The sequence below is a fragment of the Fluviispira vulneris genome, from assembly GCF_014281055.1.
Taxonomy (GTDB): domain Bacteria; phylum Bdellovibrionota_B; class Oligoflexia; order Silvanigrellales; family Silvanigrellaceae; genus Silvanigrella; species Silvanigrella vulneris.
This window is the reverse complement of the sequence record NZ_JACRSE010000003.1, coordinates 445,161-469,674: the sequence shown is the minus strand read 5'-3', so window position 1 is coordinate 469,674 and position 24,514 is coordinate 445,161. Positions and strand designations below refer to the sequence as shown.

At 31.3% G+C, this 24,514-nt stretch carries 21 protein-coding genes and 1 tRNA gene; 15 read left to right on the top strand and 7 right to left on the bottom strand.

Annotated features, from left to right (window positions below):
- Positions 1 to 133 precede the first annotated feature (133 nt).
- Both H7355_RS08880 and H7355_RS08875 read right to left on the bottom strand, forming a co-directional pair.
- Positions 134 to 210 (bottom strand) — tRNA-Gly (locus H7355_RS08880).
- A 92-nt stretch (positions 211 to 302) separates the two neighbouring features.
- On the bottom strand, positions 303 to 1,157 hold the full coding sequence (locus tag H7355_RS08875; protein WP_186646638.1) for a type IV toxin-antitoxin system AbiEi family antitoxin domain-containing protein: 855 nt from the start codon (positions 1,155 to 1,157) through the stop codon (positions 303 to 305).
- A gap of 106 nt (positions 1,158 to 1,263) precedes the next feature.
- Between H7355_RS08875 and H7355_RS08870 the strand changes: the two genes are divergently transcribed.
- From H7355_RS08870 to nth, 3 genes are read left to right on the top strand one after another with little or no spacing between them, the layout of a single operon-like run.
- A complete protein-coding gene (locus tag H7355_RS08870; RefSeq protein ID WP_186646636.1) occupies positions 1,264 to 3,483 on the top strand; it encodes a sulfatase-like hydrolase/transferase in 2,220 nt (739 codons plus the stop codon).
- A complete protein-coding gene (locus H7355_RS08865; protein WP_186646634.1) occupies positions 3,480 to 6,374 on the top strand; it encodes a sulfatase in 2,895 nt (964 codons plus the stop codon). Before H7355_RS08870 ends, H7355_RS08865 begins: the two co-directional genes overlap by 4 nt.
- Positions 6,371 to 7,030, top strand: a complete 660-nt coding sequence (gene nth, locus H7355_RS08860) for an endonuclease III (protein WP_222435692.1) — start codon at positions 6,371 to 6,373, stop codon at positions 7,028 to 7,030. The genes H7355_RS08865 and nth overlap by 4 nt, the downstream gene beginning before the upstream one ends.
- Here the strand turns inward: nth and ychF are convergent.
- Positions 7,020 to 8,129 carry a redox-regulated ATPase YchF gene (gene ychF / locus H7355_RS08855; RefSeq protein ID WP_186646632.1) on the bottom strand — a complete coding sequence of 370 codons (1,110 nt, stop codon included), beginning with the start codon at positions 8,127 to 8,129 and terminating at the stop codon, positions 7,020 to 7,022. The two genes, nth and ychF, sit on opposite strands and share 11 nt — an antisense overlap.
- A 70-nt stretch (positions 8,130 to 8,199) precedes the next feature.
- Complete coding sequence (locus H7355_RS16050) at positions 8,200 to 8,328, bottom strand: hypothetical protein (RefSeq protein WP_286190703.1); 129 nt, start codon at positions 8,326 to 8,328, stop codon at positions 8,200 to 8,202.
- A gap of 47 nt (positions 8,329 to 8,375) precedes the next feature.
- Here H7355_RS16050 and H7355_RS08850 point away from each other — a divergent pair, with 47 nt between their 5' ends.
- The 5 genes from H7355_RS08850 (at position 8,376) to H7355_RS08830 (ending at position 14,134) form a co-directional block, all read left to right on the top strand.
- Positions 8,376 to 8,843 carry a helix-turn-helix domain-containing protein gene (locus H7355_RS08850; RefSeq protein ID WP_186646630.1) on the top strand — a complete coding sequence of 156 codons (468 nt, stop codon included), beginning with the start codon at positions 8,376 to 8,378 and terminating at the stop codon, positions 8,841 to 8,843.
- A gap of 70 nt (positions 8,844 to 8,913) precedes the next feature.
- Entirely contained in the window at positions 8,914 to 10,281 is a 1,368-nt protein-coding gene (gene dnaB / locus H7355_RS08845) for a replicative DNA helicase (protein WP_186646628.1), read from the top strand.
- 118 nt (positions 10,282 to 10,399) lie between these two features.
- Positions 10,400 to 12,487, top strand: a complete 2,088-nt coding sequence (locus H7355_RS08840) for an HD domain-containing phosphohydrolase (protein ID WP_286190724.1) — start codon at positions 10,400 to 10,402, stop codon at positions 12,485 to 12,487.
- An 11-nt stretch (positions 12,488 to 12,498) separates the two neighbouring features.
- Positions 12,499 to 13,308: a hypothetical protein gene (locus H7355_RS08835; RefSeq protein WP_186646626.1), complete on the top strand. Its 810-nt coding sequence runs from the start codon at positions 12,499 to 12,501 to the stop codon at positions 13,306 to 13,308.
- A 55-nt stretch (positions 13,309 to 13,363) separates the two neighbouring features.
- Positions 13,364 to 14,134 (top strand): hypothetical protein, encoded by a 771-nt coding sequence (locus tag H7355_RS08830; RefSeq protein ID WP_186646625.1) that lies wholly within the window; start codon positions 13,364 to 13,366, stop codon positions 14,132 to 14,134.
- A 3-nt stretch (positions 14,135 to 14,137) separates the two neighbouring features.
- On the opposite strand, the gene H7355_RS08825 is transcribed toward H7355_RS08830, so the two are convergent.
- On the bottom strand, positions 14,138 to 15,124 hold the full coding sequence (locus tag H7355_RS08825) for a hypothetical protein (RefSeq protein ID WP_186646624.1): 987 nt from the start codon (positions 15,122 to 15,124) through the stop codon (positions 14,138 to 14,140).
- A 267-nt stretch (positions 15,125 to 15,391) separates the two neighbouring features.
- On the opposite strand from H7355_RS08825, the gene H7355_RS08820 reads away from it, so the two are divergent.
- Positions 15,392 to 15,736 carry a MazG nucleotide pyrophosphohydrolase domain-containing protein gene (locus H7355_RS08820; RefSeq protein ID WP_186646623.1) on the top strand — a complete coding sequence of 115 codons (345 nt, stop codon included), beginning with the start codon at positions 15,392 to 15,394 and terminating at the stop codon, positions 15,734 to 15,736.
- Between the two features lie 166 nt (positions 15,737 to 15,902).
- On the opposite strand, the gene H7355_RS16205 is transcribed toward H7355_RS08820, so the two are convergent.
- The gene (locus H7355_RS16205; protein ID WP_186646622.1) at positions 15,903 to 16,298 is read right to left on the bottom strand and encodes an SdpI family protein; all 396 of its coding nucleotides are present in this window, start codon (positions 16,296 to 16,298) and stop codon (positions 15,903 to 15,905) included.
- A gap of 473 nt (positions 16,299 to 16,771) precedes the next feature.
- Between H7355_RS16205 and H7355_RS08810 the strand changes: the two genes are divergently transcribed.
- From H7355_RS08810 to H7355_RS08785, 6 genes are all read left to right on the top strand, one after another.
- Positions 16,772 to 18,019, top strand: a complete 1,248-nt coding sequence (locus H7355_RS08810; RefSeq protein WP_186646621.1) for an MFS transporter — start codon at positions 16,772 to 16,774, stop codon at positions 18,017 to 18,019.
- Between the two features lie 370 nt (positions 18,020 to 18,389).
- Positions 18,390 to 19,481 carry a HesA/MoeB/ThiF family protein gene (locus tag H7355_RS08805; protein ID WP_186646620.1) on the top strand — a complete coding sequence of 364 codons (1,092 nt, stop codon included), beginning with the start codon at positions 18,390 to 18,392 and terminating at the stop codon, positions 19,479 to 19,481.
- Positions 19,478 to 20,692, top strand: a complete 1,215-nt coding sequence (locus H7355_RS08800; protein WP_186646619.1) for an MFS transporter — start codon at positions 19,478 to 19,480, stop codon at positions 20,690 to 20,692. The genes H7355_RS08805 and H7355_RS08800 overlap by 4 nt, the downstream gene beginning before the upstream one ends.
- 17 nt (positions 20,693 to 20,709) lie before the next feature.
- Positions 20,710 to 21,852, top strand: coding sequence for an iron-containing redox enzyme family protein (locus H7355_RS08795; protein ID WP_186646618.1), 1,143 nt, complete (start codon positions 20,710 to 20,712; stop codon positions 21,850 to 21,852).
- A 410-nt stretch (positions 21,853 to 22,262) separates the two neighbouring features.
- Complete coding sequence (locus tag H7355_RS08790) at positions 22,263 to 23,261, top strand: sigma 54-interacting transcriptional regulator (RefSeq protein WP_186646617.1); 999 nt, start codon at positions 22,263 to 22,265, stop codon at positions 23,259 to 23,261.
- Positions 23,239 to 23,703, top strand: coding sequence for a helix-turn-helix domain-containing protein (locus tag H7355_RS08785; protein WP_186646616.1), 465 nt, complete (start codon positions 23,239 to 23,241; stop codon positions 23,701 to 23,703). The genes H7355_RS08790 and H7355_RS08785 overlap by 23 nt, the downstream gene beginning before the upstream one ends.
- A 97-nt stretch (positions 23,704 to 23,800) precedes the next feature.
- Here H7355_RS08785 and H7355_RS08780 read toward each other — a convergent pair whose 3' ends face one another.
- Entirely contained in the window at positions 23,801 to 24,346 is a 546-nt protein-coding gene (locus H7355_RS08780) for a GNAT family N-acetyltransferase (protein WP_186646615.1), read from the bottom strand.
- Positions 24,347 to 24,514 lie beyond the last annotated feature (168 nt).

Genomic DNA, 24,514 nt, shown 5'->3' with positions numbered 1-24,514 from the left:
ACTCATTTTCCTTTAAGTTGTATAAAAGAAAATATTAGAATGTTACTATATTATATTCAAGTTTTAAAAAAGTGCGTTTTTTATATAAATAAAAACAAAAATCCCCAGTTTATTATAAACTGGGGATTTTAATTGGAGCGGGAAAAGGGACTCGAACCCTCGACCCTCGCCATGGCAAGGCGATGCTCTAGCCAACTGAGCTACTCCCGCACCTGAGAGTGTTTTTTTATCTACAGAAAGAGACTCTGAGAGTCAAGAGATTTCAAAGAAAAAAATCAAATGAATCAATACATGCATTTAAGTTATTGATTATTAACAGAAAATTGAACCTTCCAGCGATTGCGCAATTCAAATGCCTGCATATTTTGAGAATCAGCAGGGTGCTGAACCGGCTTTCCAGCATATGAAAAGGGAGTCTCGAGCGTGGCTTTCGTCTGTGCTTCATACAAAATAGGCCATTCGGTTTGCTTTCGACTCATTTTCCCTTCTATTTGTTTGAAGTATTCCTCTTGAATTTTCCAATAGGCCAAACTTTTTTCGAATAAAAATCCCAACCTATTGAATAGTGCTTGAACATTGCAATCCGAAGCATAACGTAGGATCTTCTCAAAATCTGGAGAAATTGTTATTTTTTTACAGAGCCTTACAAGCTCATGAAAAGGAGGACAATGGGCTGGTCGTTTCAAACAATCCACAAGAGATTTTTCAAAATTTGAAGCCAATAATGGAAATTCAAGTTCTCCATTATGCAATAGATAAGTTTCAAGCCCATGAGGTTCTGGACTTTGGCACCAAAAATAATAAACCCCTTCAAACTTAAAAGAATTAAACTTTGTTGGACTTACGACAAAAATAGTATCATTTTCTTTTGGTGTTTCTTTTGCATGAAGTTGCAGAGCTGAGTGAAAACCGACATAACAATAGGGCGTAAGTTTGGATGCTATAGCAAAAGGTGAACTTTTCTCACGTTCAGGTCGCTCGCCAATTTTAGAAACACGGTAGAGCCCTTGTCGAATGGGAAATATATATCCTCTCGTTGCAAGTTCGCTCAATCGTTTGCGTAAGGTATTGCCAGTGGTTTTTAATTTTTCTCGGGCCTCTTCAATTGTGAAGATTTGTCCTTGTTTAAAATGTTCATAAATTCTTGGTAACTTCATGCATAATTCTCCAAATAGGCACTTATTTTTTTTATTAAGTACCAAATAAAGGATACTTTTGGGAGTTTAGCACGCATGTTACTTAACATTAGAAATAGGTGTTAATATGTTGACGGTAAAGAATTGGCGAAATTTTTGGATTCGATATTTATTAGGGAGTTTGATTTTTTTCGTCCCTTTTTTTGTTATCTCGATAATATTCTCATCTGGATTTGTTTATTTAGGGGAAAATACATTTTCATTATTTTTAATTGTAATAAAAAGTCACCCATTACTTGTTGCATCCATTTTACTAAAAATCTTATTTATTTCATGGATAATTTGCTTAGGTCTTCAATTTATTACTTCATCATTCAAATATAAATACAAAATTATTTTTGGCTTTATATTTTTTATTTGCTGTATAATCAGAATCAGCTCAATGTATCCAGCTGTGACAGAAAACTGGTTGATAGTACAAAATTTCGATTTTGCGAGAAAGATTGTCCAAAATTTATCTACTCTTTCAGAAATATCAAGGAGAAAATCATTCGCAGAATGGCTTCCATTTATAGCGTTATCTATTGCATTTTGCATTAATTTTATTATTCATATGAAATTTTTAATTCTCCAAAGTCGAAGAGTAAAAAAAGCTCGTTCAGGGATTCAAGTCGAAGAGCTTGATATTGAATCAAGAATTTTTTCAATACAAGGTGTTTCTTTTGTTATATTCTTCATATTTGGTAGTATTTTTCTTATAAATATGAATTCTTCAATGAAAATAAATTTACCACAAAACAATACAAGGCAACATCGACCAAATGTCTTTATTTTTGCCAGTGATAGTTTACGTTATGATCGCTTAACTGAAAATAAATATGCAAATGTTATGCCATTTTTAAGAACTAAACTAAATGAAGCAGAGTTATTTAAACCTATGCTAGTAGGAATTCCACGCACTTTTCCGAGTTGGGTTGAAATAGCTACTGGGATTTACTCTTCCAATAATGGCGTGAGAACTATGTTTCCTTCTAGAAATACAAGAATTGGAAAAAAACAAACAATTTTTGAAACAGCAAGAGAAAGTGGCTATTCAACAATTTTTGTCTCTGATTTTGCAGGTGATATATTTCCTAGATATCCATTTGGAGCAGATGAAATCAATGCGCCAACCTCAAATTTACAATCCATGGTTGAAAATGGAATGATCTCGGGTATCAGTGTCATTCAAGCTATTTTAACCTTACCCAAAATGCACCGCATTCTTCCCTCATTGCTTGAGTCACCAGAAATATCAGATCCGCGCTTAGTTGCAAAAGCTTTTTCAGAAAGTCTTTCCCATGTCTCAGAAATCTCTCGACCTGTATTTATGACAACATTTTTTTCCACTGCTCATTTTCCGTATGCAGCACCCGGTCCATGGTTTGCTAAATTTCAAGATAAAGATGAAAATGGAAACTATAAATTTAGAAAAATTCCCGATCAAACCGTGATTGATAATTCTAAATCTAATAATATTTCTACCACTTCAATAAAGCAAACAGTTGCATTATATGATGGTTCATTAAATGCAATTGATAGTACTTTAAAAGATTTATTTCATGAACTCGAAAGTAAAGGATGGCTTAGAAATTCTATTATTCTTTTTTTTGGGGACCATGGAGAAAATCTTTATGAAGGTAATTTAGGAATGGGACATGGAGATGGTGTTTCAGGTGAATACTCTAATGTAACACCACTCATTATTTTAACAAAAGGTAACACAGTCCCAATTCAGTCACAAAAACCTATTAAAAACATAGTTCGAACGATAGATATTGCTCCTACAATTGCAAGAAGAATTAATGTCAATTTTCCAGAAAATGATTTAGATGGAGAACCTCTTCTCGACCTAACTGAGAAACTACCAAATTTTCCAGCGGGACTTGCCTATATGGAAACAGGTATTTGGTTTACAACTGGAAAGTTAACACCAGAGAATCAACCAAGAGTTATTTATCCAAGCGTTACATCTCTTTTAGATATAGATGAAGGTATGAATTTTGAATTTTATGTCAGACCAAGTTACTCACAAGCAATACCTGGTGTAAAAGAAAGAGCATGGGTGAACGATAAATATAAATTAATTGCGAGAACAACACGTTATGGCGTGCAAACATCTTTGTATTTTCGTACTGACAAAGCTTCAGAAACTGATTTATTAGCAGATCCAAAAAGTTTTGAAGATTATAAAGCAATTGCTATGGAAATGCTTAATCAAATGAATAAATACTTATTATCGAGAGGTGTTGAAATTGTACCTAATGGTAAAGGTTCATTCTTTTATTCGGAGAATATTACTCAATGAAAAAACTTAAGCGTCAATATATTCGAATAATATTAAGACCATTAAAAGCCCTTCGCCTTTCTTTAATCTATTTTTATGGGCGAATTGCATTGTCCTTAGCCTTAAGAGGTATAAAAGTTCCTGGCCTCGATAAAATTAAAAAACGAATGCCACAGAGTGCTCTAGGAGCTTATGAAAGAAGGGTACTTATATATGAAATTAAAGGAGAAAGATATTCTTTTCGCAAAGGTCCAATATGGATAAGAATTGTTTACGAAACACTTTCATATTTTTTATCAAGAAATCGATTTTGGTTATTAATTTTAGTGAAAACAACTATTGCTTTTCTTATCATTGCCATACCAATTCTTATTTTTATTTTAATTCGCGGTGTTTTACCGGTTCCAGAACGCGTTCCTTATGTTCAAATTAATACAAAATTAAATGAAACCTCACAAATTCGAACGGATTGGCTTTATACAGAAGCACCATTTAATGATGAAGACTTAAAAACGCCGTTCAATTATATCGATCCAGATAATGCAAGAGGAGTCACTATAACTCCTGTAATAGAACCAGGAGCTCCTGCTGGCTTAATACATTTTGGCATTGGTTATTATCCAATGAAATTAAATTTATTACGAGGATTTTTAGTTAGCAATCAAGCACCTTTAGTTGTTACAAGAAAAAGAAATATTAAAATTGATGTAGAAGATGGTAACAAAATAAGAATTCAATATTATTTATTTCCAAAAAATAATAATTTACAAACGCAATGCAAAATTCAAATAAAAGATCAAAATGGAAATATAATTGCCAGCACAGTAGAAACGACTCCAACTCGTTTAAAAACCCGTGTTGCTAACTCTATCTCTGCAGCCTGGAATGAGCGATTTCTTCCAAATACTATTCCAAATTATGGAAAAATTGGTGAGTTTATAATTAATGTTAAGACACCTCCACAAAAAATAATTGCGCATGTCACTAGCCTCTCAGATGAACGAGAAAAAGATAATGAAAACAATAATTCGATAAATGAAAATATCGTAAAGCAATTTAATATCAACCAACCAGAAAAAGCCGGAGTCGATCTCAGCAATGACTCATGTATTTTTGCATTAGGTGATTTTAGTCTTGAAAGAACGGTTGTAAAACCTCCAAAAAGAAGAGGTATAATTTTTATATTAATTGATACACTTAGAGCAGATACTGCCTATGATTCACAATTAATGCCAAATTTAAATGACTTTGCCAAAACTCAAAGTATAAAATTTTTAGAACACAGAGCACAAGGTAACATGACGGTTCCAAGTATATTACCTCTTATGACTTCTCACTATTCGCGCGAAATAGGATCTGTTGCATTTACTTATGCTGCGGATCAAAAAATGAAAAAGAATTTTTATGATAAAAAATACCCTATGCTTGCTACATCCATGCAAAACTTAGGATATCGTGTTGGTGCCATTGGATGGTTATCTCTTTTTACAGAAGCAATGGAAGGCGGAGTTGATCTCGGTTTTCACAATGCTATTGTTTCAGAAACTCCAGAATACGAAGCGCGGCAAATTACGGAACAAATGGGTACTTGGCTGGAAAATTATGGTGATGCCCCTTTCTTTTTATATTTGCATTACAATACAACCCATGGCCCATATAAACCACCCCTTGAAGAAATTGATTTAAAAAAGTTTTTATCAAAACCATTTGGCTTGAATCAAAAAAGACAATTGTATAATGGAGCAGCTCGTTATTGGGATACCGAATTTTTATATATAGTGCAGAAATTAAAAGACTTAGGTATATATGATAATGTTGATATTATTGTAACCTCAGATCATGGCGCTCAACTCGATCGTCAACCTTGGAATTATTTTCAAGGTGTTCCACAAAATATTGATGGAGGCTATGCTGATAAAGGCAACTCTTTATTTGATGAAGAAGTGAGAGTCCCTCTTATAATAAAACTCGCAGATAATTTTAAGGGTATTGGTGAAACTGTAAGTATCCCAACCGCTCATGTCGATATGCTACCAACTTTATATAGCCTTGCTGGTGGATTAGATATAAGTAAACAATGGCGTGGGTTAGATTTTTCTCCTGCAATGAAAACAAGTTCTAAACTCACTTTCCCCGATATTTTACAAGAGCGGAAAAGCATATATTTTGATGGACATAAGTATGCAGGAATCCTTTATTGGGGGGGAGAATTTAAAGATAAACCCATGAAGTATATGCGACAACTTACTCCAGATAGAGTTAAACTTTATTTAACTCATAATCCTTGGAGCCAAGTGATCAATTGGTATCAACCTGAAATTTTTTCATCTGTTAATTTTAGCACGCATACAGAAGATATTTTAGCTAATGTACAGAATAATAAATTAAAAGAATTGCGCAGCGCATACTATCAAAACTCTCCTTCTGATAAAGTGCTTCGTTTCATCGCAAAGTATAAAGGTCAATTTACGATGTCCTTAAATTTGAAAAATAAAGAAAAAAATAATTTAGCAAAAATATCTTTAATTCCAGAGAATATTAAATACACAGAGAAAAAAATAAATGACTCTGTTCTATTCGATTTTAAAGGAGAAATTAACCCAGACGAAAGTATATGGATTAACTTAGGTAATAGCTCAATAGAAGATATAAAATTAAATGAAAATATAACTCCGGTTATTTGCCCAAACGGAAATAAAATTGAAACAGAATATTTAGTAAATTCTTTACAAAATAATATTTGTTCTTTTTTTGCTCCTCCTGATGGAATCATAGAACGCAATTATACCAATAAAGACCAAGTTCTCATTATACAAAAAAGCTTATCCAATGAACAAGTCGAGCAAATAGAAGGAACAGGTGGAGGAGCTGCTCTGCAAAATGCTTTGCGTGAATGGGGATATGCAAAGTGAAAGAAGTTAAGTTAATTAATAAAAAACAATGCGATGAGATCTTTAAAATACTTTCTCAAACTTGGCCTCAAGCTCAGTGTGAATTGCTCCACAATAATCCTTTTCAACTATTAATTGCTGTGGTTTTAAGCGCTCAAGCAACAGATAAATCTGTTAACAAAGCGCTCGAACCACTTCTTCAGCAAGCACCCAATTTTTCAGCAACAGATCTCTTAGACATGGGCGAAGAATCATTTCTAAACGTGATAAAAAGCATTGGACTTGCACCAACTAAAGCACGCAATTGTTTTAAATTAGCAAAAATTTTACAAGAAAAGTACCAAGGGAGTGTTCCTCTCGAAAGAGAAAAACTTGAAGAATTGCCTGGAGTCGGGCGTAAAACGGCAAATGTAATCTTAAATGTTCTCTGTAATCTTCCCACAATGGCTGTTGACACCCATGTTGAAAGATTATCGCAAAGAATTGGCCTCGTTTTGCAAACAAAAGATCGGCTAAAAATTGAAGAGGAACTCTTAAAAAGAGTTCCTCAAAAGTATGCTGTGAAAGCACATCATATTCTTATTTTTCACGGTAGATATCACTGTGTGGCTAGAAAACCAAAATGTGAACTCTGTCCAATTGAGCATTTATGCCTAAAAGTTGGAGTTACACATTGAATAAAAAGTTCATGATATCTCCATCTTTACACAGATAATCACGGCCTTCTTTGCGGTACAAACCAGCTTCTTTGACTTTTGCTTCGCTACCTAAACGAATAAGGTCATCATATGCGTAGACTTCTGCACAAATAAATCCTTTTTCAAAGTCAGAGTGAATAACTCCCGCAGCTTGGGGTGCTTTACACTCCTTTGGTATAGTCCAAGCTCTTATTTCCTGAACACCTGCTGTAAAATAAGTCATAAGTCCTAAAATTGAATAACCAGCTTTTATCAAACGATCGAGTCCTGATTCTTTAATTTTGAGATCATCCATATAAACCTGAGCATCTTCCGGTTCAAGCTGTCCTAATTCTTCTTCAAGGCGAGCTGAAACAACGACTACTTGTGCACCCTCTTTGGCCGCAATATCTCTCAAAACTTTAACATGTTTAGAGTTTTCACCATTGTCGGCAAGTTCGTTTTCATTCACATTGGCAGCATAAAGAACTTGTTTTTTCGTTATTAAATGCAAACTTCTTAAGTAGTCTTCTTCATCTTCATTTTTCACTGAAAACGTTCGTGCAGGTTTAAGCTGTTCTAAATGATCTTTAAGACGCACACCGCATTCATGTGCAATCAATATTTTTTTATCATTGTTTTTTAACAAGCGTGCCATTTTATCGACACTTTTTGTCACAGTTTCAAAGTCGCAATAAATGAGTTCGGTGTTAATGGTGTCAACATCTCTAGCGGGATCGGTATTTCCATCAACATGTGTGATATTCGAATCTTCAAAGCAACGAACCACATGCACGATGGCATCAACCTGTTTTATATGCCCTAGAAATTGATTTCCGAGCCCTTCTCCGCGGCTAGCACCCTTAACGAGGCCAGCGATATCAACAAACTCCATGAAAGTTGGAACAATTTTTTTTGCTTTAATAATAGCATTAATTTTTTCCATTCTTTCATCAGGAACAGCAACTCGTCCAACATTCGGCTCAATTGTGCAAAAAGGGTAATTGGCCGCTTGGGCATTTGCTGTTCGAGTTACTGCATTAAATAATGTTGATTTTCCTACGTTTGGAAGGCCTACTATTCCACAATTAAAACCCATGTTTTTCCCTCTTCTTGATAAAGCTTTGCCTTCAAAAACGGCAGGGGGTAACATTAAGATGATTTTAGTTCTAAGGCAAGATCGAAAGAGAAGGTTGTGCCACATTGGTTGACAGTTCTGTAGCTCGTGTTAAACCAATGCCTGAGCCTATGGTTGGAGTTGACATGTGTTGAGGGCATGGTCTCTTCTTAGTTGACACTTTCCTGCTACGACTGAGAATTTACATTTGTTTTAAAGGAATATGACATGAATTCTGAAAATCTTAATAGAACAATAGAGGGAGCAACTGTTCAAGGACCAACAGACGACTCAGATAATACTGCTATAACGAATGAAAAACTTCTTAGTTTTTCATCGTGTCCTGAAGAGTTTAAATTATTTATTGAAGATACAAGCTTAGAAAAACTTGTCTATTGGAAACTTCATAATCTTTTTGAAAAATTCGATGAAGACTCACCAAATGATATTTTGAAGACTGTATTGGCGCATGTTGAAAGACCTCTTTTTGCACTTGTACTCAAAAAAACAAAAGGCAATCAAAGCAAAGCGGCTGATGTTTTAGGCTGCAACAGAAATACTTTGCACAGAAAATTAAAAGAATTTTCTATAGAGCCACGTGATTTACGTCGTGCTTTACGCAATTCTGAACGCTCATCGACAAAATCAACATTCAATGCGCGCTTAGAAGAAAACACTGTCGAAGCAAGACAATAATTTTATTTTGCTGCGTGTATAATATCTATCCGAGATTAAATTATTTTCGGATAGTTAAATAGGTTTTACAATGAATTCTACACCACAAAATACCCCTAGCATTGCTGGTTTACCTCATTCAAGAGAAGCTGAACAAGCAGTACTTGGCACTATCCTTGCCACACCTTCCAGTGTTTTTGGTCATACAGATAAGCTTATACCCGAATATTTTTTCGATCCACAACATCGAGTTATTGTTACTGCTATGCGCGAACTCGTAGCAGAAAACACTCCCGCAGATGTTACTTTAGTTTATGGTAAATTACGAGAAAAAGGTGATAATTTAAAAGCTGGAGATCTTGAAGGCGTTCGTAGACTTCTTGAATTTAATGCCCGACCTGAATTACTTGGCTATTGGCTAGATGAAGTTAAAAAATATTGGGAATTGCGCCTTGTCATTGAAGCATGTGCCGAAATAGTCGGTCGAGGAAAAAAAGTTGCGGGTGCAAATGTAGAGGAATTTTTAAGTTATGCAGAATCAAAATTCACTCAATTAGCAGAGTCAAGAATAACGACTGGACTTATACCTTCTGCTAGCGTCGTTAAAGAAACAATTCTTGATCTCGAAAAATTATTTCAAAATCCTGGCAAAATTACAGGAATCCCTAGTGGATTTACAGATCTTGATCGCATAACGGCTGGATTTCAACCATCAGACTTAATTATTCTTGCAGCAAGACCCGCAATGGGAAAAACATCTTTAGCATTAAACTTTGCCGCCAATGCTGTCTTTCTTCATCAAAAATCCGTGGCTTTTTTTAGTCTTGAAATGAGCAATTCACAGCTGATGCAACGCATGCTTGCAACTGCTGCCAAAATTGAATCACATAAATTCCGAGATGGTAAGATGACAAGCGAAGAACTTGCTCGCCTTTATCCTGAAGCTGCAGCATTTCAAACGGACAAGCTGTTATTGGATGACTCCCCTGGTATTAGTATTATTGACCTTGCCAGCCGCTGTCGAAAGGTGAAAAGAGAACGTGGAGCGCTCGATCTTATTATTGTTGACTACCTGCAACTTATGTCTGCGGGATCTTCCCATGGAAAAGCTTCTCAGAGTCGTGAAAGAGAAATTTCAATCATAAGTATGGGGCTAAAAGCATTGGCAAAAGAACTCAATTGCCCTGTAATAGCCTTGTCACAGCTCAATCGCGGTCTTGAACAAAGACCCGATAAAAGACCTCGTCCTTCAGACTTACGCGAATCGGGCTCTATTGAGCAGGATGCTGACCAAATTATGTTTGTTTATCGTGACGAGGTGTATAACAAAGACACGACCGATAAAGGTATTGCTGAAATAATTATTGGTAAAAATAGACATGGTGCAATTGACACTGTAAAACTTGCCTTCCAAAATAGCTTCACTTCATTTCATAATCTTGCACGTTTTGATAGTTAATATTTGCCTATTTTGTTATTAAATAATCTTAAAAAGTTGAATTTATCTTTTTTATCTATTCTCCGATGAATTAAAGACTCAATACATTCTTTCCAAACGGAGAGTGAATTTTGTGAATATGTCACCGTTCGAAAAAATAGATGTCTTCTTTATTTACAAACCATTTGATATTCATATTCCAATTAACGATTTAAATCAGTTAAAAATTAATTTTATTACAAGTTCACTGAATGAAGCATTTTCTGCAAAAAAACTTGACTCTGAAAATCTTAAACTTTTTGTTCTTACTTTAAAACAATTCAACGATTACCATACGCAAATTAAAAGCTTTTTACGCCACGGAGCAAATGCTAAGCATTCCGGATTTTTCATACTTGAGTCTAATAACTTAATAATTAAAGAAAGAAAATCTAACAACAAAAATAAGAATAAAGTTGAAAATATCTTATGCGAGTTATCTGGCTCGATAAATAAAAATCAATTTACACAAGAGTTAAAAAACTCGATATATTCATTATTTATTTATGCCAGTTCAGACTTTCTCTCTTCATTTTCAATATTAAGAGATATAGAAAGCAATGCACTTAAAGAAATCAGCCAAGCAATGACGAGTAAATCATTTCTTGCAGGTGATTTTTTAAACTTAGTTCTAAAAAAGAGCATGAAAATTTCTGCAGCTGACTCAGGATTTATTATTATAAAAAAAGGATTATTTGACGAAAAAAATGATATTAGAGACTCGAACAAACTAAATTTAATAAAAAATCAAAAATTTATTTTAAAGTACAAAATCAACAATAGCCAAAAAATTTCTCTCAAAAAAGAAATATTTGACCCTAAAAAATCAAAAATAACCAAAATAATCTGTGATGAAATGGTCGGAGTCTCGTGGCATGAAGAAAGTAAATTAATTGTATCAAAAAATAAAAAGGTACAATCCGCATCTAACCAATTATCGGAACTTATTTTTGATCCCAAAACATACAAAATCAAATCTTACTGCGTATTTCCAATACGACTTCCCTCTTCAGAAGTGGATGGATTTATACTTTTAATAAATAAAAAAATATCCGATGAAATAATTTTAGATAAGAGAACAGACATCGATAACTCAGTTATTCCATTCCCTTCTCATGATCTAAATTTGCTTGAATCTCTAACCAATCAAGCTGGCATTGCACTTGAACATGCAAAACTCATTCATGATTTAAAACAGGTATTCGAGTCATTCACTGCCGCAAGTATCATAGCCATTGAATCTCGCGACCCTTCTACTAAGGGGCACAGTGAAAGAGTCGCTACATTAACCGTGGGCTTAGCAGATGCCATCAATCAAACCCAAACCGGTTTGTATGGAAACTTACAATTTTCAAAAATACAAATTGAAGAAATAAAATATGCTTCACTTTTGCATGACTTTGGGAAAATTGGTGTACGAGAACACATACTGCAAAAGGAAAAAAAATTATTTCCTTATGAGCTTGAAAGAATTCAAATTCGCTTTGCTTCAATTCAAGATAGAATGTATGCCAATATTCTTGAATCCTACATCAACAGTCTTATGATCAAAAACCAAGCACCTTCAGAAAATGAAATAGCAAAAATTAAATTAGAAGTAAAAAAAGTATCTGAGAAATTAGAAAATTATTGGAAGATAATTCTTGACGTCAATGAACCAGCTGTCTTAAGCGAAGAAACCTTCGAAAAAATTGCAGAGATTGCTGGTACACAAATCATAATTGGGGATAGCCCCGTTCCTTTATTGACACCCCATGAAATAAATCTGTTGAGCATAAAAAGAGGATCTCTTAGCCAACAGGAACGCTTAGAAATAGAAAGTCATGTGACACACTCATTTAATTTCCTTGTAAAGATTCCTTGGTCAAAGGAGTTAAAAGATCTGCCAGAAATTGTCTACGGCCATCACGAACGTCTCGATGGCTCTGGCTACCCAAGAAAGTTAAAAAGCAAAGACATACCAGTCCAAGCCAAAATGATGGCGATAACAGATATTTTCGATGCTCTCGTTGCCCGTGATAGACCTTATAAAAAGGCCATTCCTTATGACAGAGCACTCAATATTTTGGAGTCTGAAGTAAAACTTGGTAAGCTGGATGCAGCTCTCTTTAAAATATTTGTTGAAGCCAAAGTTGGAGAGTTGACACTTGAGGCAAGCATAGATGAAAGATCGACATCAGTAGCTTAATCGAGGAAATTATGAAATTTCTTTCTTTTTTCATTTTTATATTTTTAATTTTTCCATCAAATTTATTTGCACAAAATAAAATCATTAAAGCTTGTTCTGATAATAGGGGCGAATATCCGAATATAAATTTTGTCAAAGGAAAAACTTTTGGAGTCTGGGTTGATATTATTAATGAAGCTTTAGTACGTTTGAAAAGTGAAAATGAAAAATATAATTATTCTTTGTCGATTACAGGAATTCCAATTACAAAATGCCAAAGCGAACTGATTAAAGGAAAGTACGATATCATGCTCACTTCATCGTACAATAAAAGAAGATCAAGTTTTTTTTATTTCCCACCAGGTTCTGAAAAAGAAAATAAACCCTGCTCGTCTCCATTTAAGTTCGCTTGCAATGGCTTTGTTGTTATATCTCCCAAAAAAATAAATAATGAAGAAAATAAATACGTCTTTAACGGAAAAATAGATCATCTCCCTGACCTTGTCTTTATTGATAAAGGGAGAACGATTATGGGTGACCTAGAGGAAAAAGGCATCGTACCAGAAGTTTCTGAAAAAATTGAAGTCAGTATTAATAGAATGCTAAAAGAAGGTGGAGTTGCAATCACAAGTGTACATACAGGAATTACTTTGTTACAGGATGCAAAATACAGTGACAAAATAATTTTACAGAAAATACCACTTAACATCACATCATACTATATACCATTTTCTAAAAAATCAAAATTCACTGAAGATGAAAGGCTTTTATTCTGGAAAAGCATTACAGCTGTCAGTAAAGATAAAAATTTTCTTGCTAAAATAAATAATCAGTATAAATAAAATGTTATTTTTAAATTTAAAGTTCTCATTTGTCTAATATGAATTGGGTAAATTTATGCTATTAAAAATCTTTATAATTTTATTATCACTTGTTCACTGCAATTTATTTTGCAAGCAGATTATAAAATTAGGTGTTGAAGATATAAATTATTACCCAATCTATGGCGCTTATAATTTTGATGGTATTAAAATGAAAGACTACGAAGGACTAGTAGCTGATATTCTAAAATTTTACAACAAATCACAAAATGATTTTGAAATTGTTTTCAATCCAAGACCAATAAAAAGACTTTATATGGAATTTTTAGATAGCAAATCAGATCTTGATGCTAAATTTCCTGATAATCCACTATGGAAAGATAAATTAAAAATTCAATCTAAACAAAAAATATTATATAGCGATCCCATTTTAGAATATACTGATGGGGCTTTTGTATTCCACGAAAACAAAAAAATTGCATTAAATGAAATTAGAAAAATAGGGACTTTATCAGGTTTCGATCTCATTAATTATGATACATTAATTAACAATAAAAAAACAATCCTAGAGGAATATAATAACGTTAATATATTATTCGAAAAACTTTTAACAAAAAGTGTTGATATGATTTACCTAAACAAATCTCTAGTTGAATGCTTTTGTCAAAGAGAGAAAAAAAATTCCCAAATTCTTTTTAGAAGCGATTTCCCGAACAGTAAAGGATATTACTACATATCTACATTTAAATACCCTCAATTTATAAAATCTTTTAATCTTTTTATTAAACAAAAAAAAGGGGATATAAACAATATAAATCAATATTATAAGAAATATAAGTGCAATTAATTTTTAAGTAATTTCATCTGGCCACATATTTAATTCTACTAAATGTTTTTTCCAAAAATTAGGAACTTGACTCTTCCAATAGAGCAAAGAATAATTATAATTTAATTTATCTGAATTATATTTACCTTTAATTTGCACAAACTGAATATATTTATCACACTTTGTATCATCTGAACGCATTTTAAAGTTTGTTATTTTCATGCGAGCGAGAGCTTTTGCTGTAGCAGAAATAGGATTTTTATCTGCGTATTGAAGCAAATCATCGATTGAAAAATCTACTTTCCCATTCCAACATTTATGATTATTTGTCATAGAACGCTGAATTTTTCTCAATCTTCCTATAAATGATTTATAAAATTGTAAAAATATTTTTCTAAATTGAACGATATTTTCTGCATAGCTGTTTATTAATAACTGTTGCTTATAATCCAAATCAGGAAGTTTAGAGTCATTTTTTATTTCATCGGGCAATTGCAAAATAGGCGGTTGTGGGGCAATAGCTAACGGGTGATGAGGGGTAAAACATTTTCCTTTACTTGCTCCCCAGAAACCACCGACCATACTATTAAAAAACTTTAAATTCACATTGTCACAATTGCCATGACTTCGATTGCCCTCACCAGATAAATGAGCCCCCGGAATTTCTAATGTCATACCATCTTTACAAGTCCCATACGCTGCAAAATGAAAGGCCGCATTTTTCATAGTCTCAGCATCATTAAAGTTATATCCGCGACGAAAAAGTGCTTCACAATAGATTGGCAGCTCACTACGAACACTATTAAACCAATTGCTCGTGGCATAGTCCCACTTAACATATGAGCGAAGATTCCTTTTAATTATTTCTACATATTCAATTATATTTTCTGATTTTCCTGAATTACTTTTCCCTTCATGATTCTTCAAAGACTCAAGACTTCTTCCAACATTATAGGGCATTTCCCAATAAAAATCTAAGACATCTAAGATGGACATGATTGAACCTTTCATGTAATAATCCAAATCAACATTTATAGAATAAATTAGAATTTATGATTAACAAATATTATTTAAACTGTAATTTATTTGGACATATTCTAATGTTTATATATTTAAATAATCTGTCAATATAGATCTAAAACCTATAAATATCATGAACTTGATCAAGCGAATTCTTTGCTATATATAAAAAATCAAGAAACTCCCTCAGTTTTCTTTGGGAATAGACATACATTTGTGTTTTTTTGCAATAAATTCATTCATAAAAAGGATTCAACATTGAACTTTAAAAATAAAGATTTAACTTTACAAGAGTGTGTTTATTTAGTGAACGAACATTTAGGAAAAATTGGTTATTATAAGATAGAAAAGACTCCAGAACATGCCTTTATGCACTTAATAGAAGAAGTGGGCGAACTTTCAAGAGCGCTTTCATACGAATTTACCGATAGAAAGTCTTTAAAGAAAAATGCTCAGGAAGAATCCGTAAGCGATGAGCTTGCTGACGTATTCTGGCAAGTTATAAAATTATCTCTCTATTTAAAAATAGATTTGAATGAAGCTTTCTGCAATAAGTATCGGAAAAATTTGGCGAAAGGTTTTCCTAAGGAGAGCGTTCTATAGAAAATTGGTGGCTGTTAAAAATCATCTTTATTTATAGCTAAAGATATTCAAAAGATACAAAAAAGTGAATTATAATTAATAAAAATAATCCCATATTTAATTAACTTTAATTTAAAAGCAATAAATAATAAGCACAGAAATATTATGACTTTTTAATATTATTTAACTAACCATTTACTTTGTTAAATTTATACTTTTTTATTAATCTTCTTTCAATTTTTTTCATATAAATTATAACCAATAAAAAACCTATTAGAATTTCAATAGACGATAAAACATTTAAAAACAATACAATATTTTTATCCTCACTACGTTTATACAAAAATAATTTTAACATTGCAGATCCTATATTTAATACATTAAAAATATGCATCATATATAAAGCATATTTACAGAAATAAAGATTTAATATTTTCCAATTCTTTCTTGAATTCAATGAAACTCGAGTCCTGTATCCATAAAGACCATTCGGTTCACTATTTCTAATAGCATATATAATAAAGCAAATTATAATATAAGAAAAAAATTGCAGAATATTATCAATAAATATTTCAAACTTCATTATTTTTTGCTCCTATATCGATAGATTTAATTCTTAAATTTTAAAATATATTTATTTTATAATAAAAATATTACTAATTATTCATTATTTTTTTTAACTTAAAATAAAAAAATATCTTTGTCAATAATAGAATATTATAAATACATTATAATCATGAGAAAAATTAATTTTATTAAAAAATAACTCACATATTAATAGGAAATACAGCCTTACAAATATCAGATAACTAGGTATTCTGCTTAAGTTATACCCATATAAAATCAATGCTTAACATCTAAACTTCTCAACAGTGAATCGATTGCTTCTGGATTATGCTCATATTTGACAATTTTTTTTATTTACTATATTAAATTTTTAAAGTTTATAAATCTTTCCTTAAAATAGCATTAGCTTCAACTTATGCAGCAAAAACCCTAAGAAAGATTATAAAACGTCCTCTCTCACATACATTATTCAGAGGATAAAATTGCTTTATGTTTAATCAAGCTTTGATCCAAAATGATTTTTTTAATTTTCGCATCAGCGAATTTCTGAATATATTGAGCCTCAACGTTGTCATGATTGCAATCACATGGTGGATCCTAGAAGACGCACCAAGTTCATTGCCACTCGTCCTAAGTTTAAGCGCAGGCTTTCGCATATTGTCTTATGCATTGTTGAACTTTCTCGGCGATAGCGTTCCTTATAAAAAAATATTGATCACAACGAAAGTCATTAATTTAGCCTTTATTGTTTTAATCATGATCTTTTTTAGCACGTCCAAATTTTCTATTTATTATGCTTTGCCTATTCTTGGTATGTCTATCATAGAGGGAATAACTATGCCCATTGTGATGAGCATTCCACCCAAAATGGTCACAAAGGAACAACTTGGAAGCGCTATGCGTTTTGAAGGCATGCTGCAGTCCCTGAGTTTTATTTTAGGGAAGGTCATGGGCGGAGCTATCATTGGTATTCTAGGCATACTTTTAAGCTTTATTTCCACAGTAGTTGGATTTATTATTTCTATTATTTTTTGCTCAATGACAAAATTCCCTGCATTAAATAACAACTCAACAGAGAAGTGGCATAAAAAGTTGCTCAATGGCTACACTATGTTGATTAAAAACCCTATAGAGCTTGGAATGGCTCTCACCCTCACTTTGGTTAATTTTTCTTTTACGCCCTTTATTTTGCTGGGCATACCGCTCCTTGTAAAAGATGTCTTCCATGCTTCTGCGCTTTATCTCGGTATACTTGAAGCTTCTATTGCCGTTGGCATTTTTTTTGGTTCCACCTTCACTGCAAAGTTTCTTGCTAAAAAATTCTCCGATGATATTTTATGCACATTCTGCATAATAATAGCTGCTTTTTGTCTAGCTCTGCACTCTGTTATAGAAAATGTCTGGGTCAGTCTGTTTTGTTTATTTATCTTAGGGCAAGCGATGATCACTTTTAATATAACCTCTAACACCAAACGTATGCTCGCTATGCCTGACAATTATCGTTCCCGCTTAATAGGCTGTACAAAAATATTTATTGAGGGAGGTATTCCTTTAGGCTTTTTAGCTCTCGGCTTTCTGGTTGAGAAATTTGGTATAAAAGCTGCGCTCATTGTGTTTGGCTGCATTCCTCTTCTCACACCCTTTATTTTATATCAGGTACCAAACTTCAAAAAATTAATGCGCTCAGAGCTCAAGGATGCGGAGAACTTTTATATAAAGCAAGGTTATGTGAGTTGATATATGTATGTAAAAAAATTACGACGCACTTGTAACAAAAAAATTACACTTTTTAAAAAAAACATAATTTAAAAAAAGTTTCTCACGTATAATATAGGCTTTAAAAATATACATAGTCTACTCCTTTGCGCAACAAAAACCACTCATATATCTTGTATTTAATCACTCATAAAAGTGAGATCTCATGCATGAGAATAAAAGAAGGGGGGTGATTAGCATGAAGTTTAAAGTCAAAAAAACTCCATTATCGAGCGCAGGCATGTCAAATGTAGGCTAATTAATTAGACTCTGCGAGAAATATTAAAAAAATTTCTCGCAGAATTCTCTATGTTTTTTATTCATTATATAAATTTAATATAAAGATTAATATATGTCAATTTTAAAATTTAAAAATACAATTGAAGTATTTTATAAAGATAATATCATTTCTTTTGTGAGTAGCGGATCTTCTATTGAAGTTGAAGACAATCAAGGAATTTTAAAATTTCTTTGCGATCATATAAGTAAATCAATTAAAATAGATGAATTTGAAAAAATAACAAAAAATTCACCTTATAGTATAGAATGCATAAATGATGCACTAAACCTACTTGATGAAAATCTTTTATTAGAAACCGAAAATCGCAGTTTTTATAATCTTACTGATAATGATATACTTCGATTTAGTAGAAATTTTGATTTCTTCAACTCATTTATCACGAAAAATGACAGCAAATATCTTTATCAAGATAAATTAAAAAAATCTAAAGTTGCCCTGCTTGGTGTTGGGGGCTTAGGCAGTCATATTTTATATGATCTTGTTGCCTTAGGTGTTCATAATATAACCGCAGTAGATTTCGATGTCGTTGAATTGTCAAATCTGAATCGTCAGATACTCTATCGTGAAAAAGACATAGGCCAAAGAAAAATAAAAGCAGCTGAAAAAAATATATTGGAATTCAATAAAAATATAAATATTAATTTTATAGATACAAAGTTGGATTCATCAAGTAAAATTTCTAGCATAATAAAAAATCATGATATAGTTATTTGTGTTGCAGACAAACCTCGTTTTGAAATCCCTTATTGGTTAAATGAGGCTTGCTTGCAAGAAAATATTCCATTCATAAACGGGGGTATTTCCGTTCAGCAGGCATCATTTTATTCCGTAATCCCATATAAATCAGGTTGTGTAGAATGTTGGAAAAAGGAAAGTATTAAAAAAGGATTATCTCTTCAAAGCACTCTTCAAAATAATCAAAAAATTTATGAATCAGAATTCCCAGCCCCTGCTTTCGTCCCCCTCGTGTCAATTTTGACAGGAATGATGCTAAGTGAATTTACTAAAATAATAACAGGTATATCAAAACCTATAAGTCTTAATAATTATCTCTCATTTCATTTTCAAACCCTCAAGATTGATGTAATAGAGTCATGGGAAAGAAATATTGATTGCAATTTATGTGGGAATAATAAAGTATGAATTTTAATTTCTTTTATCTGTTTTCTGGTTATAGCATATCACTTGGTGCCAACTGGATATATCGTATTGCACTTCCACTATACATCCTTAAGCAAACAAATTCGGCAATTAGTATGTCAATAACCTTTGCTATAACCTTCCTACCATATTTAATTTTTACACCTTTCGGTGGTGCGATAGCAGATGCTTTTGATAAAAGAAAAATACTTATTATTGGAGATTTATTAACATTTATTTTTTCACTAGCAATTACTTCTTACATTTTTTTTGATATCAACAACTTATACTTATTTTTTATTCTTGTTTTTTTAATTTCTTCAATTCCTCCTATATATCATCCAGCTCTTCAAAGTTTTATACCCAATATAGTTAAAACAGAAAAACTAGCTAGCGCAAATGCTCTCATTTCATCTTCCGATAATATTGTGAATGCAATGGGGCCTATTTTATGTGGATTATTGATTACAATTATTGATTTAGAAAAGTTAATTATGATTTCATGCATTATTTACTTAGCGGCATTTATCCTAGTTTTATGCATAAAAACAAACAAAATCAATACTATTAATAATAATTTTAGCATTAAACAAACATTTTTAAATATATCTGAAGGATTTAAATATACGATACAAAGTAGAGTAATTTTTGGATGCAGTATTTTATTTCTGTTTATTAATTTTTCTGTTAATTTAATTATGTCTAATTTAATATATATTTTGAAATCAAACTTCAATGCAACATCACTTGAAATTGGTATTTCATTTTCAATAATGGGTGTAATGGGGGCATTAGGAGCATATATTGCAAAAATAATTATAGGTAAAATCTACTATGGGAAAACCATTCTTATTAGTGCATTTTTAATGAGTGTTATATTCATATCTATTTCACTAATTAATACTAAATTGTTAATCGTATTTTCTCTTTTATGGGGATCAATAATGTTATTTAACTCCATAATAGTAGTCAATTTTTTTACAATGCGACAAAGAATAATTCCAATTTTATATTTAGGCAGAGTTATTGCAACAACAAGACTTATTTCATTTACCTCTATCCCATTTGCATCTATACTTGGTGGGTATTTGATTCAAAAAAATTTCTCTTTTCAAAATCTTGCAATTATAAGCGCTGTATTTTTAATTACAAGCTCTCTCTTAGGCTTTAAAAGTCCTATTTATAATAAGGAAAATATTTTACCTTCAGAATAATATTGGAGATTATTTCAATGATTAAAATTACAACGATTTTAGAAGAGTTAAAAAATATATCTGATAATCATACAATTTGGAATTCGGAGCTTCTAGAACAAATTCAAAATGAGAAAATTGATAGAAATCAATACAAGTTTATTTTCTCTCAATATCTCTATTATTCTAAGAATTTTTCTCGTCTTTTATCATCATTGATGATGACTTGCAGCTGCGATAAATTAAGAGCAGAATTGACAAAAAATCTTTGGGAGGAAAGTGGCGGCTGTGATTTGGAGGAAAGACATTCCAATTTATTTAAGAAATTTTTATGCAAATTGGATGTAGATGAAGAGAAAATAATTTTTGAAGACTTTTCAATAGATTTCTTTGAAAATTATTTGAAACTTTTAAATGAGTGCAGCTTATTTGAAAAAGCCACCGTTCTTTCTTTTGGAACAGAATATATTATCCCTAGGTTATATAAAATTTTTATAAATGGACTTAAATCTTCTGGATTTTCAGAATCAGATTTAAAATTTTTTACACTTCATGTTGATTGTGATGAAGAACATGCAAAAACAATCGAAAAAATACTTATTTATTCAATAGAAAATGAAAAAAAATTAGATTTAGATCGAATAAAATATAAACTCGATCAATGTCTAAAATTGCGAGAAGATTTCTTTGATCAAATATTTAATAAAATTAAAATACTTAGATTTGAAAATATATTTGAAAATATAATAGACAATAAAAAAGCAATATTTAATCCTGATAATCTATATTTTTCAAAAAATAAGAAACCAATCAATTTATACTCGAATAAAAATACTGAATACAATTTTGAAGTTGGAAGAATTCCTTTTTTATGTGATTCATTTGATCCAAGATTATTAAAAATTCTACCTTCTGGCTCAAATGAACTGCATAAACATGCACATGAAACAATTTATTTTGTACTAGAGGGTTCAGGAGTAGCTTCAATTGAAAACGTAAGAATTGATATTCAAAAAGGAGATTTTCTTCATATTCCAAGATGGGTGTTGCATCAGACAACCAATACCAGTCGAATTGAAAATCTTGAAATTTTAGCCATTACTGATTTTAATTTAACAAAAAAAATTACAGGTAACTTAGATAAATCTTACCGAAAAAATAAATCATATGAGATTAATTGATTTTACACTTTAGAAAAACCTCATCTATTTACTATATATTTATAATAAAAATCACGACATATGCATAATTTATTAAATACAAAAAAATTTAAAAATATCGATTGTTTGAGTTCCTTTTTAAATGAACAATATATGAAAAGCATTCTTGCAAATGCCTTGATTATGATATACAGATTTTGTCATCACAGCAAAAAGCTTAGAAGAGGCATTATTTTCAAGAATAAACCGTAGGTATTAGTGAGGCATCATTTTACAGAAAGAAGTTTTTTTTAAAAGTAAATATAGAAGCGAAATACTAATGAGTTTTAATACTTAATAAAGTGCTGAAAAGAATGAACCAACTTGAGTACGCTGGAAAAGCGGTTATAGAAATAAATAAAAATTTCAACGACAATAAAGACTCTTGAGCTATGTTTAGTAAAATAAAAAAAATTATCCTTATAGATGATGAGCAAAGTGAAATTGAATTTATTGAACAAGCAATCTTTGATATATATGATTTCAACAGTCTAAAATATCCACAAGTCGTCAGGATTAAGTGTCTCAAAGATCTTGAAGTGCTTCTTAAAAGACGAAAATTTGATTTTTGTATTTTGGCTTGCTTTTATATGGACAAATCTCACAAAGATTATGGAATTTTAGCAAAATTAAGAAAGTATTACCCTTCATTACCGGTACTTGTTTGCACGTCTTCACAAGATAATGCGCTTCCAATCACCGTAATACGGCATGGCGCAGATATGTTTTTAAACAAAGATCCAAATATTTTGACATTTTCTAAATATTTAAGTTCTGCAATTATACAAACATATGAACATCGTCGTTCTATTTCACATGAAATCGCTAGAAAAAACGTAGATTTTCAGTTACCATATTCAAAAGAATTAAATAATGAAATATTCCATGCAGTGCAGAGAAAACGTGATCGTATTTTAATTTCAGGAGACTTAGGAACTGGCAAAACATCTTTAGCACACTACCTAGCAAATTTGTTTTGTGAGACTCATTCCATAGAAAAAAATATAGTCTATGTAGATTGTGAACAATATTCTCAATCTGCTCTTGAAAAATTGTTCTTATTTCACGAATGTTCTGATCAGAATGATGAAATTGAATTGAATATTTTTGAAAAAGCAATTGATGGTGTTTTAATTTTAGACAACATTCATTCTTTACCAAATTACATCCAAAATTTATTTTATTCATATACCAATAAATACAGTTTTAATAATAAATCTGAAGATATATTTGATAAAATAAAATTTATTTTTACTACTAAGTTAATAATTTATAAAGAAAGCGAATCATCGATATTTATTGAAAGCATCATTAATAGAGAAATCGCGCTGATTTCAATTCAATCCTATAATTATACTGATTTGAAAAATGTTTTTAATTGCTATGATTGATAAAGAAGTTTCAGAAAAAAATCTGGATGAATCCAGCTTTAATTCTAAGTGTATAGATGTATTCTTAAATGAAATTCATAAAGTTGAGTTTTCAGCTAATTTAAAAAGTCTAAGAGTTTTAATAGAAAATTGCCTTTCATTTCTCCAAGAAGAGAAAAGAAAGTATCTTCTCCCTGAAGATATATCCTTTGTGGTAAATCAATATAAAAGAAGAAAATTTATTCGAAATGAACAAGTCCACTATAAGAAAATAATTAACTATATCTTATCATCTAAAAATGGTGAAGAATTACTTAAACAAATCGAAGCTTGCAATAACTATAAAGAAATTAAAAATACTTTTCAAAAAGTTCTTATTGATCTTGCTATTCAAAAATACGGGAACAAAGCAACAGCAGCTGAAATGCTTGGGATTGCGCGACAAAGTATGTATAGAATTTGATCTACTTTTTCTTAAAGCATTCAGTTAAAAATAAAAAGCACACCGTATTTAAATAGGTGTGCTTAAATAAGTCATTATATTGCTATAACCTTTATCCTCACTTATCAGGATTGAAATTCAACCACATCAAGTGCATATCATAATATTTATCGTCATATTTTATAGCACGAGGGTCGGTTCCATAAATTTCGAAACCTTGTTTTTTATACATACGCAATGCTGATTCATTGTTTACTACACACCCTAAATGAATTTGTGTTACAAATTTTGAAGCATCTTTTATAACAGCTGCAATAAGTTTTGATCCAATTCCCTTACCTGCAAATTCAGGCTTTGTATACACTCCTGAAATGTGACCTCGATGACATTCTTTTTCTCGAGACTCCTGTCTAAAAGTGGCAACTGAAACCAGTTCCCCATTACAAAAAGCACCATAAATTTTACTTTCTTCAACTATTTCTTGAAAGAATGTATCAGGTTTGTTAGAGAGCTCTTTAAATGATGACGCAAATGCAGTCGGCGCATTTTTTAGGCTTTCCAAACGTATTTTTTTCCAAGTCTGCCATTCACTTTTATTTAATATTTTTATTTTCGTTTCCAGAATATTAGAAGTGCATATATTTTCTATATTTGATACAACCATATTTTTCAATTCCTATTGAGGATATTTTTGAAAACAAGTTTTATAGTATAATAATATTTATTTTTAATCAAATAAATCCTGTTCAAATGAAGATATCCAACTTAAGTTTACAGAAGATAGGGAATTTATATTTGTGAAAAAATAAAAGCAGATCTATTTTTTACAATA

What these genes read in the sequence shown, in the direction of transcription:
- H7355_RS08800 (WP_186646619.1), top strand. Translation starts at nt 19,478, where the DNA reads ATGAATTTTAATTTCTTTTATCTGTTTTCTGGTTATAGCATATCACTT.
- H7355_RS08835 (WP_186646626.1), top strand. Translation starts at nt 12,499, where the DNA reads ATGAAATTTCTTTCTTTTTTCATTTTTATATTTTTAATTTTTCCATCA.
- H7355_RS08840 (WP_286190724.1), top strand. Translation starts at nt 10,400, where the DNA reads ATGTCACCGTTCGAAAAAATAGATGTCTTCTTTATTTACAAACCATTT.
- H7355_RS08875 (WP_186646638.1), bottom strand. Translation starts at nt 1,157, where the DNA reads ATGAAGTTACCAAGAATTTATGAACATTTTAAACAAGGACAAATCTTC.
- H7355_RS16205 (WP_186646622.1), bottom strand. Translation starts at nt 16,298, where the DNA reads ATGAAGTTTGAAATATTTATTGATAATATTCTGCAATTTTTTTCTTAT.
- H7355_RS08830 (WP_186646625.1), top strand. Translation starts at nt 13,364, where the DNA reads ATGCTATTAAAAATCTTTATAATTTTATTATCACTTGTTCACTGCAAT.
- dnaB (WP_186646628.1), top strand. Translation starts at nt 8,914, where the DNA reads ATGAATTCTACACCACAAAATACCCCTAGCATTGCTGGTTTACCTCAT.
- H7355_RS08870 (WP_186646636.1), top strand. Translation starts at nt 1,264, where the DNA reads ATGTTGACGGTAAAGAATTGGCGAAATTTTTGGATTCGATATTTATTA.
- H7355_RS08785 (WP_186646616.1), top strand. Translation starts at nt 23,239, where the DNA reads ATGTTTTTAATTGCTATGATTGATAAAGAAGTTTCAGAAAAAAATCTG.
- H7355_RS08790 (WP_186646617.1), top strand. Translation starts at nt 22,263, where the DNA reads ATGTTTAGTAAAATAAAAAAAATTATCCTTATAGATGATGAGCAAAGT.
- H7355_RS08825 (WP_186646624.1), bottom strand. Translation starts at nt 15,124, where the DNA reads ATGAAAGGTTCAATCATGTCCATCTTAGATGTCTTAGATTTTTATTGG.
- H7355_RS08810 (WP_186646621.1), top strand. Translation starts at nt 16,772, where the DNA reads ATGTTTAATCAAGCTTTGATCCAAAATGATTTTTTTAATTTTCGCATC.
- H7355_RS08850 (WP_186646630.1), top strand. Translation starts at nt 8,376, where the DNA reads ATGAATTCTGAAAATCTTAATAGAACAATAGAGGGAGCAACTGTTCAA.
- H7355_RS08780 (WP_186646615.1), bottom strand. Translation starts at nt 24,346, where the DNA reads ATGGTTGTATCAAATATAGAAAATATATGCACTTCTAATATTCTGGAA.
- ychF (WP_186646632.1), bottom strand. Translation starts at nt 8,129, where the DNA reads ATGGGTTTTAATTGTGGAATAGTAGGCCTTCCAAACGTAGGAAAATCA.
- H7355_RS08865 (WP_186646634.1), top strand. Translation starts at nt 3,480, where the DNA reads ATGAAAAAACTTAAGCGTCAATATATTCGAATAATATTAAGACCATTA.
- H7355_RS08805 (WP_186646620.1), top strand. Translation starts at nt 18,390, where the DNA reads ATGTCAATTTTAAAATTTAAAAATACAATTGAAGTATTTTATAAAGAT.
- H7355_RS08795 (WP_186646618.1), top strand. Translation starts at nt 20,710, where the DNA reads ATGATTAAAATTACAACGATTTTAGAAGAGTTAAAAAATATATCTGAT.